Genomic DNA, 16,332 nt, shown 5'->3' on the forward strand with positions numbered 1-16,332 from the left:
GTGTCCTCTCAAACGGGGGTGTGGCGCATTTCTTGAGCGGTGAGGTCGGTGGTTCAGTCCTTGACGCCGCCGGCCGCCAGGCCGGACTGCCAGTAGCGCTGCAGGAACAGGAAGGCGGCCAGCAGCGGCAGGATGGTCAGCAGCGAGCCGGTGATCACGAGGTGGAAGATGGCCTGCCCGCCGGCGGTGGCGGCCTGGTCGTTCCACGCGTTGAGGCCCAGGGTCAGCGGATACCAGTCCGGGTCCTTGAGCATGATCAGCGGCAGGAAGTAGTTGTTCCAGGTCGCGACCATGGTGAACAGCGAGACCGTGACGATGCCGGGGGCGAGCAGCGGCACGCAGATGCGGATGAAGGTGCGCAGCTCGCCCGCGCCGTCCACTCTCGCGGCCTCCAGGAGCTCGCCGGGGATGGCCGAGGCCGCGAAGGTCCACATGAGGTAGAGCCCGAACGGCGAGATGAGCGAGGGGATGATCACGGCCCAGGGCGTGTTGGTCAGCCCGAGCTTGGAGAACATCAGGAAGGTGGGCACGGCCAGGGCGGTGCTCGGCACCGCGACCGCGCCGATGACGACGGCGAAGACGCCGCGCTTGCCGGGGAAGTCGAACTTCGCCAGGGCGTACCCGCCGAGGGTCGCCAGCGCGGTCGCGCCGCCCGCGCCCAGCACCACGTAGAGCACGGTGTTGAGCAGCCAGCGGACGAAGACGCCGTTGTCGTAGGTGAGCGTGTCGCGGATGTTCTGGAACAGCGAGAAGTCGCCGGCGAACCACAGCCCGAACGAGCTGAACAGGCCCTCCTGCGTCTTGCTGGCGTTGATGACCAGCCAGACCAGCGGCACCAGGCTGTAGATCAGCATGAGCGCGGTGAGCGCGGTCAGCAGCGGGCTGCGCCGCTGGTGAGCGCGGCGTACGGCCTTGCGGGGGGTGCGGGTGGTCGGCGCCGGCTTGGGGGCGGCCGCGGTCGTGGGGTGGGGGTGCGTCGTCATGGCTACCGGTCCTTCCGCGTGCCACGCAGTTGGACGGCGTAGGCGACGATCATGGTGAGGATGCCCATGACGATCGCGACGGTCGCGGAGTAGTTGTACTGCTGGCCGGAGAACGACAGCGAGTACGCGTACATGTTCGGGGTGAAGTACGTGGTGATCGCGTTGGGCGCGAGGCTCTGCAGGATCACGGGCTCGCAGAACAGCTGGAAGCTGCCGATGATCGAGAAGATCGTCGCGATGAGCAGCGCGCCGCGGATCGCCGGGAGTTTGATCGACCGGATGACCTGCAGTTGGCTCGCGCCGTCGAGTTCGGCGGCCTCGTACAGCGACCTCGGCACGACCTGCAGCGCGCTGTAGAAGATCAGCATGTTGTAGCCGACGAACTCCCAGGTGACGATGTTGCCGATGGAGGCGAGCACCAGGTCCGGGGAGAGCGGGTCGGGCAGCGAGACCCCGAACGCGTCGTTGATGTTGCCGATCAGCCCGAACCGGGAGCCGTACATGAAGCCCCACATCAGCGTCGCGACCACGGCGGGCACGGCGTACGGCATGAACACGGCGACCCGGAAGAAGGCCTTGCCGTAGAGCCTGCCGCTGTCGATGGCAAGGGCGACCAGCAGCGCCAGGAACAGCATGATCGGCACCTGGACCAGCAGGAACAGCGTCACCCGCCAGGTCCCCGACCAGAACTGCGGGTCGGTGAACACCTGCTGGTAGTTGTCCAGGCCGACGAAGCTGGTGCCGCCGATCAGCCGGGTCCGGAAGACGCTCAGGTAGATCGCGTAGGCGATGGGCGCGACGAAGACGAAGGCGAACACCGCCATGAACGGGCCGACGAACGCCCAGCCGGTCCAGGACCGGCGGCGGCGCGGTCTCCCCCGGTCGGCTTGACCGGTGCGCGAGATGGTCGGAGGGGCAAGCACCGTCATGTCTCCTCCTTCCGACAGGTCTCAAGAATGGCTGGTCAGACCAGATGTTTACGCAAACATAGCGCTGTCGCCACCACCACTCCGCGCATGCACGAAAGGGTAAGGTTCTGTAACGATGCGTAATGTTTACGTAAACATCAGCTCGGTGATAGTGTCACCGACGCCGAAGGGGCGTCAAGAAGCGGTTTCGGATTCGTTACACGAAGCACCTGACCCCCCGGACACGCCGCACGAAGGGAGCACACGATGAGCCGGCCGAAGGCGCCCCGGGTGTCGATGGCCGACGTGGCCAAGCTCGCCGGCGTCTCCTCGCAGACCGTCTCCCGCGTGGCCAACGGGCACCCCAGCGTGGTCGGCACCACCCGCCAGCAGGTCCTCGCGGCGATGAAACAGCTGGACTACCGGCCCAACAGCGCCGCCCGCGCGCTCAAGAGCGGCCAGTTCCGCACCATCGGCGTGATCCTGTTCACCCTGTCCAGCACCGGCAACAGCCGCACGCTGGAGGCCATCGCCACGCACGCGGCACTGCAGGGATACGCCATCACGCTCATCCCCGTCGCGATGCCCACCCAGGACAGCGTGCTCGGCGCGTTCACGCGGCTCGGCGAACTCGCCGTCGACGGCGTCATCGTGATCATGGAAGTGCACCTGCTCGACGCGGCGACCGTGACGCTGCCGCCGAACGTGCAGGTGGTCGTCGTCGACTCCGACGCCGGGGACCGTTACACCGTCGTGGACACCGACCAGGCCGACGGCGCCCGCCAGGCGGTCGCACACCTGCTCGAACTGGGCCACCGCACGGTGTGGCACGTCGCCGGACCCGAAGAGTCGTTCGCCAGCGGACGGCGCGCCCAGGCCTGGCGCGACACCCTCGCCGCCGCCGGGCGCGAGATCCCCCCGCCGCTGCGCGGCGACTGGTCCGCCGAATCGGGCTACCGCGCCGGTCTCGCCCTGGCCGACGAACCCGGCTGCACCGCCGTCTTCGCCGCCAACGACCAGATGGCCCTCGGCGTCCTGCGCGCCCTGCACGAGCGGGGCCGCTCCGTGCCCGCCGACGTCAGCGTCGTCGGCTTCGACGACATCCCGGACGCGAGCAGCTTCATCCCGCCGCTGACCACCGTGCACCAGGACTTCGCCGAGGTCGGCCGCCGCTGCGTCGAGGGCATCCTGCGCCAGATCGAACGCGGCGAGACCGAACACGGCACCGCGCTGGTACCGACCCGCCTTGAAGTGCGCACCAGCACCGCCCCGCCGCCCCGGCACGGCGCCAGCCGGTAATTGCGCCCATCTCCCGCTTTACCCGCATCGCCGGGCTGCCACCGGTTCGACCGGTGATTCTGCCGATGCCCGTTCCGTTAACATCGATGAAACTGACTCCACTGCTCGATCGACCAGCCGCCCGTCCCCCGCAGCACCGCTGCTGGGCAGCTGGTTCCTCACCGTCAGGAGTGGAACAGTGCAGCTATCCATCTCGTCCCCCCGCCGGCGGCTCACCCGCCTGATCGCCACCGCCTTCGTCGCCACCGCTCTGGCCGGCGGAACCGCCCTCGGCACTGCCTCGCCCGCGTTCGCCGACGAGATCGGCCAAGCGCCGACCTCGTCCAACATCACCGGCAACGGCAGCTTCTCCGTCTCCACGTACAACATCTCCAGCCTCGTCTCCGGCTTCGGCGGCGGCGTGGCGTACTACCCGACCACCTCCGGCCGCTACCCGGTCGTCGCCGTGTCCCCCGGCTTCACCGCCCGCTGGTCCAGCATCAGCTGGATCGGCCCGCGCCTGGCCTCGTGGGGCTTCGTCGTCGTCGGCATCGAGACCAACGGCCTCTACGACCAGCCGGCCAGTCGGGGCAGCCAGCTGCTCGCCGCGCTGAACTGGGCCGTGAACTCGGCCCCGAGCGCCATCACCTCCCGGGCCGACGGGAGCCGCCGCGGCGTGGCCGGCCACTCCATGGGCGGCGGCGGCACCCTGGAGGCCCTGGCTGCCGACACCACCGGCAACGTCAAGGCCGGCGTGCCGATCGCGCCGTGGAACAGCGACAAGACCTGGAGCGGGATCAACGAGGCCGTGCAGATCGTCGGCGGCGAGAGCGACACGATCGCCTCGGTCGGCTCCCACTCCATCCCGTTCTACAACTCCGTCAGCGGGCCCAAGAGCTACGTCGAACTGAACGGCGCCAGCCACTTCTTCCCGCAGTCGACCAACTCGACCCTGTCGCGTGCCCTGGTCTCGTGGTTCAAGCGATACCTCAACCAGGACGCCCGCTTCACGCCGTTCACCTGCGGCTACGGCGGCACGGCGGTGTCGGACTTCCGCACCAACGCCTGCTGAAGCACCACAGCGCGAACGCGGCGGGGCTGGTCCCCGCCGCGTTCACGTGTGCCACCACCGGCTCCACCACCGCCGCGGCGCGTATATCGTGGATCAAATGCGGGTGACGACCTGGAACGTGAACTCGGTCAAGCAGCGACTGCCCCGGCTCCTGCCGTGGCTGGACCAGCGGCGACCCGACGTGCTCTGCCTGCAGGAGACCAAACTCGGCGACGCCGCCTTCACCGAACTGCTGAGCAAGGAACTCGCCGACCGCGGGTACGAGTACGCGGTGCACGGCGAGGCGCGCTGGAACGGTGTGGCGATCCTGTCCCGGGTGGGACTCGACGACGTCGTGGTCGGCATCCCCGACGGCCCCGGCTTCCCCCATCCCGAGGCACGGGCCCTGTCGGCGACCTGCGGCGGGATCCGCGTGCACTCGGTGTACGTCCCCAACGGCCGCACCCCGGACTCCGACCACTACCAGTACAAACTCGCCTGGCTCGCCGCGCTGCGCGACACCGTCGCCGCCGGACCCGACGCCGTGATCGTGGCCGGCGACATCAACATCGCCCCGACCGACGCCGACGTGTTCGACCCGGACGCGTTCGTCGGCCAGACCCACGTCACGGCCCCGGAACGCGCCGCACTGGCCGACCTGCAAGCCGCCGGGCTGCACGACGTCGTCCGCGACCACTGGCCCGACAAACGGGTCTTCTCCTACTGGGACTACCGCGCGGGCATGTTCCACCAGGACCTCGGCATGCGCATCGACCTGGTGCTCGCCGGCACGCCGGTCGCCGACCGGGTCAAGGCCGCCTGGGTGGACCGGCATGCCCGCAAAGGCACCGGCCCCAGCGACCACGCCCCCGTCATCGTCGACCTCGACGAAGCCCCGGACGGCGACATCGGCCCGGTCGTGCCGCCGCCGTCCGCACCGGCCACCCGGCGCGGCAAGGCCCGCCTGCCCCAGGCCGCACCCGCCACCCCGGACGACAAGTGACCGGCACGGACACCCCACGCCTGCACGTCGGCTGCGCGATGTGGAGCCTCAAGGCCTGGCAGGGACGATTCCTGCCGCACCCGCTCCCGGCCGACGAGCGCCTGCGTGCGTACGCCGGGTGGTGCAACGCCGTCGAAGGCAACACGACCTTCTACGCCACCCCGGCACGCGGCACCGTGGTCTCCTGGGCGCAGCAGACCGACCCGGACTTCCGGTTCGTGGTCAAACTGCCCAAGCCGATCACCCACGAACGCCGCCTCACCGACGCCGACGCCGAACTGCGCGCCTTCCTGGACGCGATCGAGCCGCTGGGCCCGCGCACCCACGCCGTCTGGCTGCAGCTGCCCGGCTCGTTCACCCCCGCCGACGTGCCCGTACTGGCCGCGTTCCTGCGCCGCCTGCCCGCCGACCACCGGTATGCCGTCGAGGTCCGCCACCGCGAGTTCTTCGACGACGCCCGCGCCATACGGCAGCTCGAGGACGTGCTCGCCGCGGCGGACGCCGAATGGGTCCCGTTCGACACCGTGGCGTTCTTCCGGTCCCCGCCGACCAGCGACGCCGAACGTGACGCGTGGACCAAGAAACCACGCATGCCGCACCGCTCCCGCGCGCTCACCGACCGGCCGATCATCCGCTACCTGGGCCGCGACGACACCGCCGCGACCGTCGAGGGCTGGCAGCCCTGGGTCGAAACGGTCACCGGCTGGCTGCGCGAAGGCCGCTCGCCGACCGTGTTCATCCACACCCCAGACAACGCCGACGCGCCCGAACTCGCCCGCCGCTTCCACGACCAGGTGCGTGCCCAGGTGCCGGACCTGCGGCCGCTGCCCCAGCCCGCGCCAGCCGAACCACTGACCCTGTTGTCAACTATCCGGCCCTGAAGGGCCAGGCTTGCAGGTCTCTTCCCTCGCTGGCTGCGAGGTTAGGCCGCGTGTGGGCGGTTGACTGCGCCCCAGCGCTCGACACCGCGCTGGGCGATGTTGAGGGCTGCATTGTGATCGGCGTGGGCAACGACCCCGCACGACCTACAGGTGAAGGTTTCCTGGTCGGGGCGGTTGCGTTTGTCGCGGTGCCCGCACCGGTTGCAGGTCTGCGAGGTGTAGCGGGGGTCGACTTGGACCAGCGGCACACCGGCCCGGCGTGCCTTGTAGGTCAGGAATACGCCGAGCTGGCCGAACGACCATGACGACAGGGTGACCCGTTGGGGCTTTCGGAGCCGGACCCGGTCGCGGATCCCCGTCAGGTTCTCGACGGCGATCCCGCGGCCGGTGCGTACAGCCTCGGTCACGATGGTCTTGGCAATGGCGTGGTTGACGTTCGCGGCGTGCCGTGTTTCCTTGCGGCGGCGCCGGGCGAGCAGCCGGCGGGCCGATTTGGTGCCCTTTGCCTGCAGCCGCTTGCGTAGCCGCAGCTGCCGCCGCCGGTAACCGTTGAGCCTGGTTCCGGCGTAGCGGGTACCGTCGCAGTCGTAGGCGATGTTCGCGATGCCCAGGTCCACGCCGAGGAACCCGCACGGGTCGATCAGTTCCGGCTCGGCCACCTCGACGCTCGCGTAGAGGAGCCACATGCCGTCACGGTGGACGAGGTCGGACTCTCCGATCGGCAGGGTGGCGACGGCTTTGAGCTGCTGCGGTGACCCGGTGTACGCCACGGTCTTGAGCCTGCCGTCGACGGTCCAGATCGACACGGTGCGAGCGTCTGGCCGCCAGGACAGCATCCGCGCGTCGTAGGGCTGCGCGGCATCCCACCGGAACGAGATCGGCTTGGTTTCGGCGTTCGCCCGGCGTTTCGAGCCCGGCTTGCCGAGGTTGCCGGCCCGGATGTTGGCCTTCAACGTCTTGTACGAGTCGCTGACCTTCTTGATGACGTGCTGGGCCGCTTGCGCGCCGAGCCGATGCTGGTCCTTGATGGCCTGGTAGACGTGCTTGCGGAGGTCGTAGTTGCGGTAGGCGCCGCTCTGGCGGGCCACAACGGCTACCTGGGACGCCGCGGTGTTGCACGCGCGCAGTGTCGCCGCCAGCGCCGACTCCTGCTCCGACGTGGGCTGGAGTTTAATCTGGACAACCAGCTTCACCGGGTCACTGTAACATTTGGTCTGTGTCACCAAGATGGACACCCGACCCGGACGTGCGGCGTGGCCGTAGCGTTGTCTCCAACCTGCATGCGCACTTGGTCTTCACTACCAAGTACCGACGTGGGGCGTTGACCGCCCCGATCCTCAGCCGCTGCGAGGAGATCATGCGTGCGGTGTGCGCCGACTTCGGCGCGGAGTTACGTGAGTTCAACGGCGAAACCGACCACGTCCACCTGCTCGTGCACTACCCACCTGCCGTGCCGATCTCGAAACTGGTCAACAGCCTCAAAGGCGTCTCGGCCCGCTATCTGCGCCAGGAGTTCCGTATCCACCTGGCCCGCTACCTGTGGGGCGGACACCTGTGGTCGCCGTCGTACTTCGCTGGCTCCTGCGGCGGAGCCCCACTGGCCGTGGTCAAGGAATACATCGAAAACCAGAAACGTCCCGCTGGGTGACGGCTTTCCTCCCGGCCCTGAAGGGCCAGGGTTCCAGCCTTACTCACTGCTGAACCTCGCCACCGACACGATCGGCGACGTCGCCGCCCGTACCCTCGACCGGCTCTGGGCCCGCTTCAGCCCGCGCTGACCGCGCCGCCGCATTCGAGCATGTCAGAGGGGTCGTGTCTACTGTTCCCACCGGCGCGAACAGGGCGCCGGACCGAGCAGGGCACTTAGGGGAACAGGCATGGCCGATCTGAAGGACCACGTCAACGACGCCAGCATCACCCGGCTGGCCACGGCCGTCACCCGCGTCCACCCCGCGTTCGCCGGCGCGGACTTCCTGGCCGCCGCGGGCAGCGGGCTGGCGCCACTCGCGCTCAAGCAGCGCGTGTCGGCCGTGTCCGCGCAGCTGGCCGCGTTCCTGCCGCAGCCGTTCCCGCACGCCGCACGCGTCCTGCGCGAAGCCGTCACCGCAACCCCGCTGGACATGTGGAGCGGCTGGCCCGCCACCGACTACGTCGCCGTACACGGTCTGGACCACCCCGACGACGCGCTGGCCACCCTCGCCGCGCTGACCCCGTACGCCACCGCCGAGTTCGCGATCCGCCCCTACCTGGCCGCGCACCCGCAACGCGCCCTCGCCCAGCTGCACGCCTGGGCCGCCGACCCCGACCAGCACCTGCGCCGGCTGGCCTCGGAAGGCTCCCGGCCCCGGCTGCCGTGGGCGTCGCGGGTGCCGGTGCTGGCCGACCCGCAGGTCACCATCCCGGTGCTCGACCGGCTGCATGACGACCCCGAGCTCTACGTACGGCGCTCGGTCGCCAACCACCTCAACGACATCACCAAGGACCATCCCGACGTCGCCCTGGCCACGGCCCGGCGCTGGGCCGCCACCGGCGGCGAGGGCACCGCGTGGGTGATCCGCCACGCGCTGCGCTCCCTGATCAAGCAGGGCCACCCGGAGGCGCTGGGACTGCTCGGTTTCGACCACGGCGCGGACGTCACGGTCACCGACCTCACCGTCACGCCGGGCACACTGGCCATCGGCGGGCAGGTCACCATCGCGTTCACGCTCGCCGCAGACACCAGCGTGCGGGTCGCCGTCGACTACGTCGTGCACCACGCCGGAGCACGCGGACCCCGCGCACCGAAGGTGTTCAAGCTGACCACGGCCGACATCGAACCCGGCCTCCCCCGGCAGGTCACCCGCCGCCACACGTTCCAGCACGTCAGCGTGCGCCGCCTGTACCCGGGACCGCACCGCATCGACATCCAGGTCAACGGCCGCGTCCTGGCCGGCGCCGAGATCACGCTTCAGGACAGCGGCCGCTGAGCCCGCCGCCCCGCCCACGTCAGGGCCGCGGCGCCCCGTGGACGCCGCGGCCGTGACCGGCCGGGCGGCGAGCTCCCCCGCTCGCATCACCGCCAGGCCGGTGCTGCTACTTCTCCGTCGTCGGCGGAGCGTCGTCGGTGAACTCGGCCCGCACCACGAGATCGCTGCTGCGCAGCGTGCCGGTGGCGGCCGGCTTGCGGCCCGAGCCGAGGTCCCAGATCTCCTCCGCGAGTGCCTGCCCGGTGGCCAGGTCGACGATCAGGCGGGTCTGGTACCACCTGCCCCCGTCGTCCTTGCGGACGAAACCGACCGCGGTGCCGGTACGCCCGTTCCGGTCCTGGACGGTGCCCAGCATGGTGGCGCCCTTGACCTCGGCGAGCGTCCGGTAGGCGGCTGCCCTCACCTGCGGGGACACCGGCAGGTCGGAGACGAGCTGCTTCACGGCCACGAACAGGGTGTGGTCGTTGGCAAGCTGCACCTCGCTGCGGCCGAGCATGTCGGACAGCTTGCGCCGCAGCGTCCGCGGTTCGGTGGGCAGCGCGTTCAGCTGGGCGAGGGTGACCTGACCGCCGGCCAGCTCATAGGTCGGCAGCTGGTGTGCCTGCTCCCGGGAACCGCGGGGCGCGGGGCGGCCGGCCATCGGCATCCACGGTCCGGGCTCGGTGGTGATGACGAGCTTTCCGTCGGCCAGTGTCCACCGTGTCGGGGAGCCGTCTGCTTTCCAGGCCGCGATGTCTTCGGCCGTGATCGGTCCGGCCGCGCCGTTGCGCCTGCGGGCCGTGCTGGCGTACGCGGGGCTCATCGCGTCCCAGTACTCGATCCCCAGCGGGTACAGGATGTCGTAGGGGCGGGTCGCCGGGCCGACCTGGATCGGTTCCGCGTGCTCCTTGGACAGCACCCAGTAGCGGCCGCGGGTCGCGGCGCCGGCCTCGGTCCGTGCCGCGGCGACCAGGAAGAACTGTCGAGCTGTCTGCGGCGCCGGAGCTGCGGTGGCCGGTGCCGTGGCGTCGACCCGTGGCGATGTCGTGCCCTCGGCCCGAGGCGGTGTCGTGCCGGTGCCACCGGCCAGGAAGACCGCGGCCGCGGCGGTCAGGGCGGCCGCGGGCAGTGCTGCGGCCATGGCGATCCGCAGCGCGGGCCGCCGTGTCCGGCCCGTCGTGGCCCGTGCGGTGCGATCGGCCGGCGTAGCGGCGACGACGCCTTCGAGCACCTGCTGTCCCCGGTCGCTGCCGGCCCAGCCGGCGGAGGTGTGCGGCCTAGCGGTGCGAATCAGTTCGTCGATGTTCATGGTGCTCCTCACACTGCCAACGGATTGCGGGCGGCCGACGGGTGGTTGCCTTCCGCTTCGGCGACCTGCTGGTACGCCGAGCGGAAGCGGTTGCGGGCGCGGTGCAGCCGGACCAGGTAGGTCGGCCGGGAGATGTCCAGGACCCGGGCGGCCTCGGCCGGGGTCAGGTCGAACCAGGTCGCGGTGACCAGCACTTCGCGGTCGCGCTCCCCCAGCGTGTCCAGCGCTCGGCACACCTGGTCGCGTTGTGCGACATCGTCGGCGACGCCGTCCCGCTCGGACTCGTCGACGGCCAGCGTGAGCATGCGCCGGTCCAGTGCGGCCGACGCGGCCCCGTGGCGGCGGCGGGCCAGCACGACGTTGCGGGCCGCGCCGAACAGCCAGCCGCGTTCCTCGCCGGCCCTGATCCGGTCCAGGGACCGCCAGGCGGCCAGGAACACTTCACCGACCACGTCCGGGGCGTCCTGGCGGCCGACGCGCCAGGACGCGTAGGCATGGATGTCGTCGGCATGTCGGCGGAACAGCTCCGTCAGTCGTTCTTCCCGTTCTCGCATGGCACCTCCGTGAGTCGCGCTGTCGACGGGTACTTGTCGAGCCGCGCACCGGGAATTACAGACCTGCCGTAACGCATCATCGGCGGTCGGCGGCGCGTGTCGGTTCCCCGGCGGGGGCAGGCGGTCGGCGGAACCTCGCGCGACCGGGTGCCCGTAGCCTTGCCTGTACGATGAGCTGCGAGTGAAGGGCTTGATGTCGTTGGCTACCCGAAGCAGGCGCACCGAGTCACGGCCTGCGTTGAGCCGGGAACGCGTGCTGCGGGCGGCGATCGAGCTCGCCGACGAGGGCGGCATCGCCGCCGTGACGATGCGCCGACTGGCCGAGAGCCTCGGGGCCGAGGCGATGTCGCTCTACCATCACGTGGCCAACAAGGACCAGGTCCTCGACGGCGTCGTCGACGTCATCGCGGCTGAGATCAACGAGGCCGTCGGCCGGATCGCGGTGCCGACCCGCGGCGCGGCGTGGAAGAGCGCGGCCCGCGAGCGCATCCTGACGGCCCGGCAGGTGCTGCTGCGGCATCCGTGGGCGCCTGCGGTGTTCGAGTCGCGGACCACGACCAGCCCTGCGGTGCTGCTGTACTACGACGGCCTGGTCGGCATCATGCGTGACGGCGGGTTCTCCAACGACCTGGCCCATCACGCGATGCACGCGTTCGGCAGCCGGGCGCTGGGATTCAGCCAGGAGCTGTTCACCCCGAGCGGTGGGCCGACGACGGGTGAACCTGATCCGGTGCTGGCGAGCATGGCCGTCCGGCTGCCGAATCTCGTCGGCATGCTGGCCGAGGTCATGCACGACGACCCCGACTCGACGCTGGGCTGGTGCGACGACCAGTCGGAGTTCGAGTTCGGGCTGGACCTGCTCCTCGACGGCCTCGACCGGCGGCGCTGACACCTGCTCGCCGTGAGCCGGTGGAGATCGTCGGGCACAATGTGCCCGGCCGTGACCTGCTGCGGCGATCTGAACGGAGAAGGTGTTGGACGAGGTCGAGTTCCCCCTCAGTGAGCGCGTGCGCCGCGGCCGTCGGTGGCTGCTGACGGCGGGTGCGGTGTGCGCCGTGCTCGCGACGGTGACGCTGGTCGTGGTGGTGGCGGCCGCCACCGACTGGTTCGAGGTGTCCCGTGCCTTGGTCGCAAGCCTCATTGCGGCGGCCGTGTTGGTGCTGCCCGTCGTCTGGGTCGGCGCTCGTGCGGTTTGGGCGCTGCGGGGCCGGACGGAGCTGTTCGCCGCAGCCGACGCGTACCGCCGTCGCCGTCCCACCGACCGGCAGATGCTCGATCATCTTCGCGACGAGCATCCCTTCACTCCCCTGTGGTGGATGGTCGCCATCCTGGCCGGGCTCGCCGCGCTCTGCCTCGGCGTCGCTCTGCCGTTCGCGGCCGGCGCCGGTGCGGTTCTCGACGCGGTGCTGCTCGGCTGCGGGCTTGTCGTGGCGCTGATCGCCCTCGCCGCGGCGGTGCCCGGGATAGGCCGTGCGCAGCGTCAGGGCGAGGAGGACCATGCCCGGCGTCGCCGGTTGTGGCCGGTGCCGGACGATCTCGCGCGCCGGCTCGCCGAGCCGCTGCTCGGTACGGGCGACGGAGGGCACATCGGCGCCTGAGCAGGCACCGCGCCGGTGTCGTTGCCCGACGAATCGACGTCGATAGGACCTAGGGGTCTCCCCTTATTGACCGCCTTACGGCGTAAGGCTACCTTACAACGTAAGACTTACAACGTAAGGTCAGGAGACCTCGATGAAGGCGTACGTGCTCCACTCCTTCGGGCCGCCCGAGAATCTGCACCTCACCGACATCGACGAGCCTGCGCCCGGGGCCGGCGAGGTGCTCGTCCGGATCCGCGCCACCTCGATCAACCCCTACGACTGGCACCACCTGCGCGGCGAGCCGGTCGTCGCCCGGTTCATGGACGGCGGCCTCGGCAGACGTCGACCGACCCGCCCGATCCTGGGCTGCGACGTCGCGGGTGAGGTGGCCGCGGTCGGCACCGGAGTCACCCGGTTCCGGCCCGGCGACGAGGTCTACGCCCTCGTGAAAGGCGGCGGCTTCGCCCAGTACACCTGCGTTCCCGAGGACCAGCTGGCACCCAAACCTCGCAGCCTCTCCTTCGAGCAGGCCGCCGCGGTGCCGATGGCGGCCGTGACCGCGCTCGTCGCGATCCGCGACGACGCCAAGGTCCGATCAGGGCAGCGGGTCCTCGTCAACGGGGCCTCCGGCGGCGTCGGGACGTTCGCCTTGCAGCTGGCCCGAGCAGCGGGCGCGGAGGTCACCGCCGTGTGCAGCACCCGCAACGCGGACCTCGTCCGATCCCTCGGCGCGAACCACGTGATCGACTACACCGCGCAGGACTTCACCCGGGTCGCCCGCGGCTTCGACGCGCTCGTGGACATCGCCGGCAGCCCGTCCGCCTGGGCCGCCCGGCGCGTGCTGCTCCCGGCGGGCGTCTATGTCGTCGTCGGCGGCGACGCGGGACGCTGGTTCAGGCCGGTCGACCACATGCTCGCCGTCACGGCGATGGGCAAGCTGGCCTCGCAGCGGGCGGTCATCACCGCAACCCCGATCGGCCCGGCCAGCGGCCGCGACCTGGTGGAGCTGACCGCGCACTTCGACAGCGGCGCCGTCACCACCGCCGTCGACCGCCGGTACTCGTTCGCGGAGCTGCCCGAAGCGGTCCGTTACGTCGAGACAGGACGCGCCCGCGGCAAGGTGGTGATCACCGTCGAGTGATGCGCCGGGCCGGCCGTCGGGGCACCGCGAGCAGCGGCCGGCACTGCTGCGAGCCCGCTCACCACGACTGCGGCGGGCCGGGACGTCCGGTGAGCAGCGCGCGGCCCAGCGGGGTCACGACGTGCAGCATGTGCCTGCCGTACGGGCGGGTCCGCAGCAGTCCCGCCCGGCGCAGCGTGGTGGCGTGCTCGCTGGCGCTGGACAGCGAGATGCGGACCCGGCGGGCGAGTTCGGTGGTGGTGCAGCCGTGCGGGTGCAGCTGGGCCGCGCGCAGCACCGCGGCACGGGTGTTGCCCAGCAGCGCGACCAGCTCGCCGCCGGGCGGCGGGGTCCGTTCGGCGTCCCAGTCGGGGTCGTGGTCGATCGGGTACACCAGCACCGGCGGCCGGTCGGTGGCCCGCAGCGTCACCGGCGTGCCCCGGCAGAAGTACGACGGCAGCAGCACCAGCCCGCGGCCGGCGAGATGGATGTCGCGGTCCTCGGGATAGGCGACGTGCAGCGTCGGCGGGTCCCACCGGATAGTCGGATGCAGCGTCGTCAGCAGCCGGTCGACACCCCCGTCGACCATGAACCGTGCCCCGCGCGCCCGTGCGCCGGCCACCTGCCCCGAGATCAGCTCCCAGTGGCCGGCGAGCACCGCTTCGAAGTAGGAGCGCATCGCGGCGGCCAGTGCGGCCATCGCGGCGCGGTCGCCGTCGGCCAGCCGTTCGGTCCGCGCGCGCGGGCAGTGCCGCGGCAGGACCCGCCGCAGATCCGTACGCAGGTGGTCGATCGGCGTGGCCAGCACTTCGGCCAGGCCCGCATCGAGGCTTTCGTCGACGTCGTGGAGCCCGCGGGTCGGGGTCAGGAAGTCGGGCGAGTAGCCGGTGGGCGGGGCCAGGCTCAGCAGGGCGCGCATCGCAGGGGTGAGGCGGGTCATCGCATGCCGACGCCATGGGCCGAGGGCCGGCGGGCCGTGCCCGCTGGTCAACGCATGCTGGCTGAGCAGGGTTTCCCACAGCGGGTCGGCACCCGAGGCGAGCCGCAGCGAGCCCAGGTCTGCGGCGGTGAAGTGTAAACGCAGCATGGTCAGGCCTCCGCTGCGCGGACTCTACCCGAGACCGGCAATACGGGCAATCAGCGATGGCGATGCGGCGATGTACGGGTGGTCGCGGCACGCTTCGGTCCTGCCCGAAGCGAGTGGCACGGCTCGATGGACGGGTCGCATGCTCTGTCGCATCCGAGCTCCACCATCCCGAGACGGGAGTTGACCCGATGCGACGCCTGGCTTTGCTGTTCATGACGCTCGTGCTGCTCATACCCGCTGCGCCCGCGCTGGCGGCCGGCACGTTCACCAACCCCCTCAACGGCAGCGCGGACCCGACGCTGACCTACGTCAACGGCAACTACTACCTGGCGACCACGCTCGGGGACCGGATCGGGATCTGGAAGTCGCCGACGCTCAAGGGGCTGGCGACGGCCGGTGAGCACACGGTCTGGCGCGACAGCGACCCGAGCCGCAACCAGCAGATGTGGGCGCCGGGCCTGTACCGGTTCGGGCAGCGCTGGTACGTCTACTACACGGCCAGCAACGGCGTCGACGCCAACCACCGCACGTATGTGATCGAGTCCGACGGCGACGACCCGCTGGGGCCGTATCACTTCAAGGCGCGCATCGCCGACCACGGCGAGTACGCGATCGACGGTGAGCCGTTCGTGCACAACGGGCAGATGTACTTCGCGTGGAGCGGTCCCGGCCGCGGCATGGGCGGCCCGGCGCAGATCTACCTGCAGCGCATGGACTCGCCCTGGTCGACGACGGGTTCGCGGATGGCGCTGCCGGCCAGCGGCGGCTGCACGGAGGTGCGCGAAGGCGCGGTCGGGCTGCGCGGCAGCGGGCGGCTGTTCCTGGTCTACTCCACCTGCGACACCGGCAAGCCCGACTACCAGCTGTGGATGAAGTCGATCGCCGACGGCGCCGACCCGCTGGTGCCGGGCAACTGGGTCCAGCACGCGGGTCCGGTGTTCTGGCGCAACGACGCCGCGGGCGTGTTCGGGCCGGGCCACAACGGGTTCTTCAAGTCGCCGGACGGCACCGAGGACTGGATCATCTACCACGGCAAGACCACCTCGGCGTACACGTACGCGGGCCGCACCACCCGCGCGCAGAAGATCAGCTGGAACGGTGACGGCACCCCGAACTTCGGCCGCCCGTACGCGGTGGGCACGGCGTTGACGCCGCCGTCGGGTGATCCGGACAACCCGTCCACGGCGTGGTCGGCGATCGTCGACAACACCACCGAGGGGCGGTTCACCGCGAGCGCGAACTGGGGCCTGTCGTCGTACTCGGTGCAGCGGTACGGGGCCGACTACCGGTTCGCCGACCCGGTGTCGGCCAGCGACGCGGCCTGGTACAAGTTCGCGATCCCGGAGACCGGCACCTACCGCGTCGACGCGTGGTGGCCGTCGCTGTCGGGGTACAGCACCAAGGCCCCGTATGTGATCGTCACCGCGAGCGGGAACCAGACGGTCAACGTCGACCAGCGGTTCAACGGCGGCGCGTGGCGCACGCTGGGCACGTTCACGCTGACCGCCGGGGACGAGAACAAGGTCGGCGTCAGCCGGTGGACCAACGGCACGGGCCTGGTCATCGCCGACGCCATCCGCATCACCCGGGTCTGACCCGGCCGAGACGCGGGGCGCCGCAGCATCGTGGCGGC

At 70.7% G+C, this 16,332-nt stretch carries 16 protein-coding genes; 10 read left to right on the forward strand and 6 right to left on the reverse strand.

Annotated elements, in window-relative coordinates:
- Positions 1-53: 53 nt before the first annotated feature.
- The gene (locus FLL47_RS34720; RefSeq protein ID WP_144126895.1) at positions 54-983 is read right to left on the reverse strand and encodes a carbohydrate ABC transporter permease; all 930 of its coding nucleotides are present in this window, start codon (positions 981-983) and stop codon (positions 54-56) included.
- Between the two features lie 2 nt (positions 984-985).
- Positions 986-1,912 (reverse strand): carbohydrate ABC transporter permease, encoded by a 927-nt coding sequence (locus FLL47_RS34725; RefSeq protein ID WP_144126896.1) that lies wholly within the window; start codon positions 1,910-1,912, stop codon positions 986-988.
- A 246-nt stretch (positions 1,913-2,158) separates the two neighbouring features.
- Between FLL47_RS34725 and FLL47_RS34730 the strand changes: the two genes are divergently transcribed.
- The 4 genes from FLL47_RS34730 (at position 2,159) to FLL47_RS34745 (ending at position 6,104) form a co-directional block, all read left to right on the forward strand.
- The gene (locus FLL47_RS34730; RefSeq protein WP_144126897.1) at positions 2,159-3,190 is read left to right on the forward strand and encodes a LacI family DNA-binding transcriptional regulator; all 1,032 of its coding nucleotides are present in this window, start codon (positions 2,159-2,161) and stop codon (positions 3,188-3,190) included.
- A gap of 178 nt (positions 3,191-3,368) precedes the next feature.
- Positions 3,369-4,241: an alpha/beta hydrolase family protein gene (locus tag FLL47_RS34735; protein ID WP_222106336.1), complete on the forward strand. Its 873-nt coding sequence runs from the start codon at positions 3,369-3,371 to the stop codon at positions 4,239-4,241.
- Positions 4,242-4,338: 97 nt separating this feature from the next.
- Complete coding sequence (locus FLL47_RS34740; RefSeq protein WP_144126898.1) at positions 4,339-5,223, forward strand: exodeoxyribonuclease III; 885 nt, start codon at positions 4,339-4,341, stop codon at positions 5,221-5,223.
- A gap of 38 nt (positions 5,224-5,261) precedes the next feature.
- Entirely contained in the window at positions 5,262-6,104 is an 843-nt protein-coding gene (locus tag FLL47_RS34745; RefSeq protein ID WP_144126987.1) for a DUF72 domain-containing protein, read from the forward strand.
- A 41-nt stretch (positions 6,105-6,145) separates the two neighbouring features.
- Here the strand turns inward: FLL47_RS34745 and FLL47_RS34750 are convergent, their stop codons facing one another.
- Positions 6,146-7,297 (reverse strand): RNA-guided endonuclease InsQ/TnpB family protein, encoded by a 1,152-nt coding sequence (locus tag FLL47_RS34750; protein ID WP_144126899.1) that lies wholly within the window; start codon positions 7,295-7,297, stop codon positions 6,146-6,148.
- 23 nt (positions 7,298-7,320) lie between these two features.
- Between FLL47_RS34750 and tnpA the strand changes: the two genes are divergently transcribed.
- Both tnpA and FLL47_RS34760 read left to right on the forward strand, forming a co-directional pair.
- Positions 7,321-7,752: an IS200/IS605 family transposase gene (gene tnpA / locus FLL47_RS34755; RefSeq protein ID WP_144126900.1), complete on the forward strand. Its 432-nt coding sequence runs from the start codon at positions 7,321-7,323 to the stop codon at positions 7,750-7,752.
- 229 nt (positions 7,753-7,981) lie between these two features.
- Positions 7,982-9,070, forward strand: coding sequence for a DNA alkylation repair protein (locus FLL47_RS34760; protein ID WP_144126901.1), 1,089 nt, complete (start codon positions 7,982-7,984; stop codon positions 9,068-9,070).
- Positions 9,071-9,176: 106 nt separating this feature from the next.
- Here FLL47_RS34760 and FLL47_RS34765 read toward each other — a convergent pair whose 3' ends face one another.
- On the reverse strand, positions 9,177-10,358 hold the full coding sequence (locus FLL47_RS34765) for a hypothetical protein (protein WP_144126902.1): 1,182 nt from the start codon (positions 10,356-10,358) through the stop codon (positions 9,177-9,179).
- A gap of 8 nt (positions 10,359-10,366) precedes the next feature.
- Entirely contained in the window at positions 10,367-10,912 is a 546-nt protein-coding gene (locus FLL47_RS34770; RefSeq protein ID WP_186316082.1) for an RNA polymerase sigma factor, read from the reverse strand.
- Positions 10,913-11,150: 238 nt separating this feature from the next.
- Between FLL47_RS34770 and FLL47_RS34775 the strand changes: the two genes are divergently transcribed.
- The 3 genes from FLL47_RS34775 (at position 11,151) to FLL47_RS34785 (ending at position 13,633) form a co-directional block, all read left to right on the forward strand.
- Positions 11,151-11,801, forward strand: a complete 651-nt coding sequence (locus FLL47_RS34775) for a TetR/AcrR family transcriptional regulator C-terminal domain-containing protein (protein ID WP_342780385.1) — start codon at positions 11,151-11,153, stop codon at positions 11,799-11,801.
- An 85-nt stretch (positions 11,802-11,886) separates the two neighbouring features.
- A complete protein-coding gene (locus tag FLL47_RS34780) occupies positions 11,887-12,510 on the forward strand; it encodes a hypothetical protein (RefSeq protein WP_144126905.1) in 624 nt (207 codons plus the stop codon).
- 133 nt (positions 12,511-12,643) lie between these two features.
- Positions 12,644-13,633, forward strand: coding sequence for an NAD(P)-dependent alcohol dehydrogenase (locus FLL47_RS34785; protein WP_144126906.1), 990 nt, complete (start codon positions 12,644-12,646; stop codon positions 13,631-13,633).
- Between the two features lie 58 nt (positions 13,634-13,691).
- On the opposite strand, the gene FLL47_RS34790 is transcribed toward FLL47_RS34785, so the two are convergent.
- Positions 13,692-14,699, reverse strand: a complete 1,008-nt coding sequence (locus tag FLL47_RS34790) for a winged helix-turn-helix domain-containing protein (RefSeq protein ID WP_144126907.1) — start codon at positions 14,697-14,699, stop codon at positions 13,692-13,694.
- A 188-nt stretch (positions 14,700-14,887) separates the two neighbouring features.
- Between FLL47_RS34790 and FLL47_RS34795 the strand changes: the two genes are divergently transcribed.
- Complete coding sequence (locus FLL47_RS34795) at positions 14,888-16,294, forward strand: family 43 glycosylhydrolase (RefSeq protein WP_144126908.1); 1,407 nt, start codon at positions 14,888-14,890, stop codon at positions 16,292-16,294.
- Positions 16,295-16,332: the final 38 nt, after the last annotated feature.

It is taken from the genome of Catellatospora sichuanensis (assembly GCF_007483665.1).
GTDB lineage: Bacteria > Actinomycetota > Actinomycetes > Mycobacteriales > Micromonosporaceae > Catellatospora > Catellatospora sichuanensis.

What these genes read in the sequence shown, in the direction of transcription:
- FLL47_RS34720 (WP_144126895.1), bottom strand. Translation starts at nt 983, where the DNA reads ATGACGACGCACCCCCACCCCACGACCGCGGCCGCCCCCAAGCCGGCG.
- FLL47_RS34725 (WP_144126896.1), bottom strand. Translation starts at nt 1,912, where the DNA reads ATGACGGTGCTTGCCCCTCCGACCATCTCGCGCACCGGTCAAGCCGAC.
- FLL47_RS34730 (WP_144126897.1), top strand. Translation starts at nt 2,159, where the DNA reads ATGAGCCGGCCGAAGGCGCCCCGGGTGTCGATGGCCGACGTGGCCAAG.
- FLL47_RS34740 (WP_144126898.1), top strand. Translation starts at nt 4,339, where the DNA reads ATGCGGGTGACGACCTGGAACGTGAACTCGGTCAAGCAGCGACTGCCC.
- FLL47_RS34745 (WP_144126987.1), top strand. Translation starts at nt 5,262, where the DNA reads ATGTGGAGCCTCAAGGCCTGGCAGGGACGATTCCTGCCGCACCCGCTC.
- FLL47_RS34760 (WP_144126901.1), top strand. Translation starts at nt 7,982, where the DNA reads ATGGCCGATCTGAAGGACCACGTCAACGACGCCAGCATCACCCGGCTG.
- FLL47_RS34765 (WP_144126902.1), bottom strand. Translation starts at nt 10,358, where the DNA reads ATGAACATCGACGAACTGATTCGCACCGCTAGGCCGCACACCTCCGCC.
- FLL47_RS34770 (WP_186316082.1), bottom strand. Translation starts at nt 10,912, where the DNA reads ATGCGAGAACGGGAAGAACGACTGACGGAGCTGTTCCGCCGACATGCC.
- FLL47_RS34785 (WP_144126906.1), top strand. Translation starts at nt 12,644, where the DNA reads ATGAAGGCGTACGTGCTCCACTCCTTCGGGCCGCCCGAGAATCTGCAC.
- FLL47_RS34790 (WP_144126907.1), bottom strand. Translation starts at nt 14,699, where the DNA reads ATGCTGCGTTTACACTTCACCGCCGCAGACCTGGGCTCGCTGCGGCTC.
- FLL47_RS34795 (WP_144126908.1), top strand. Translation starts at nt 14,888, where the DNA reads ATGCGACGCCTGGCTTTGCTGTTCATGACGCTCGTGCTGCTCATACCC.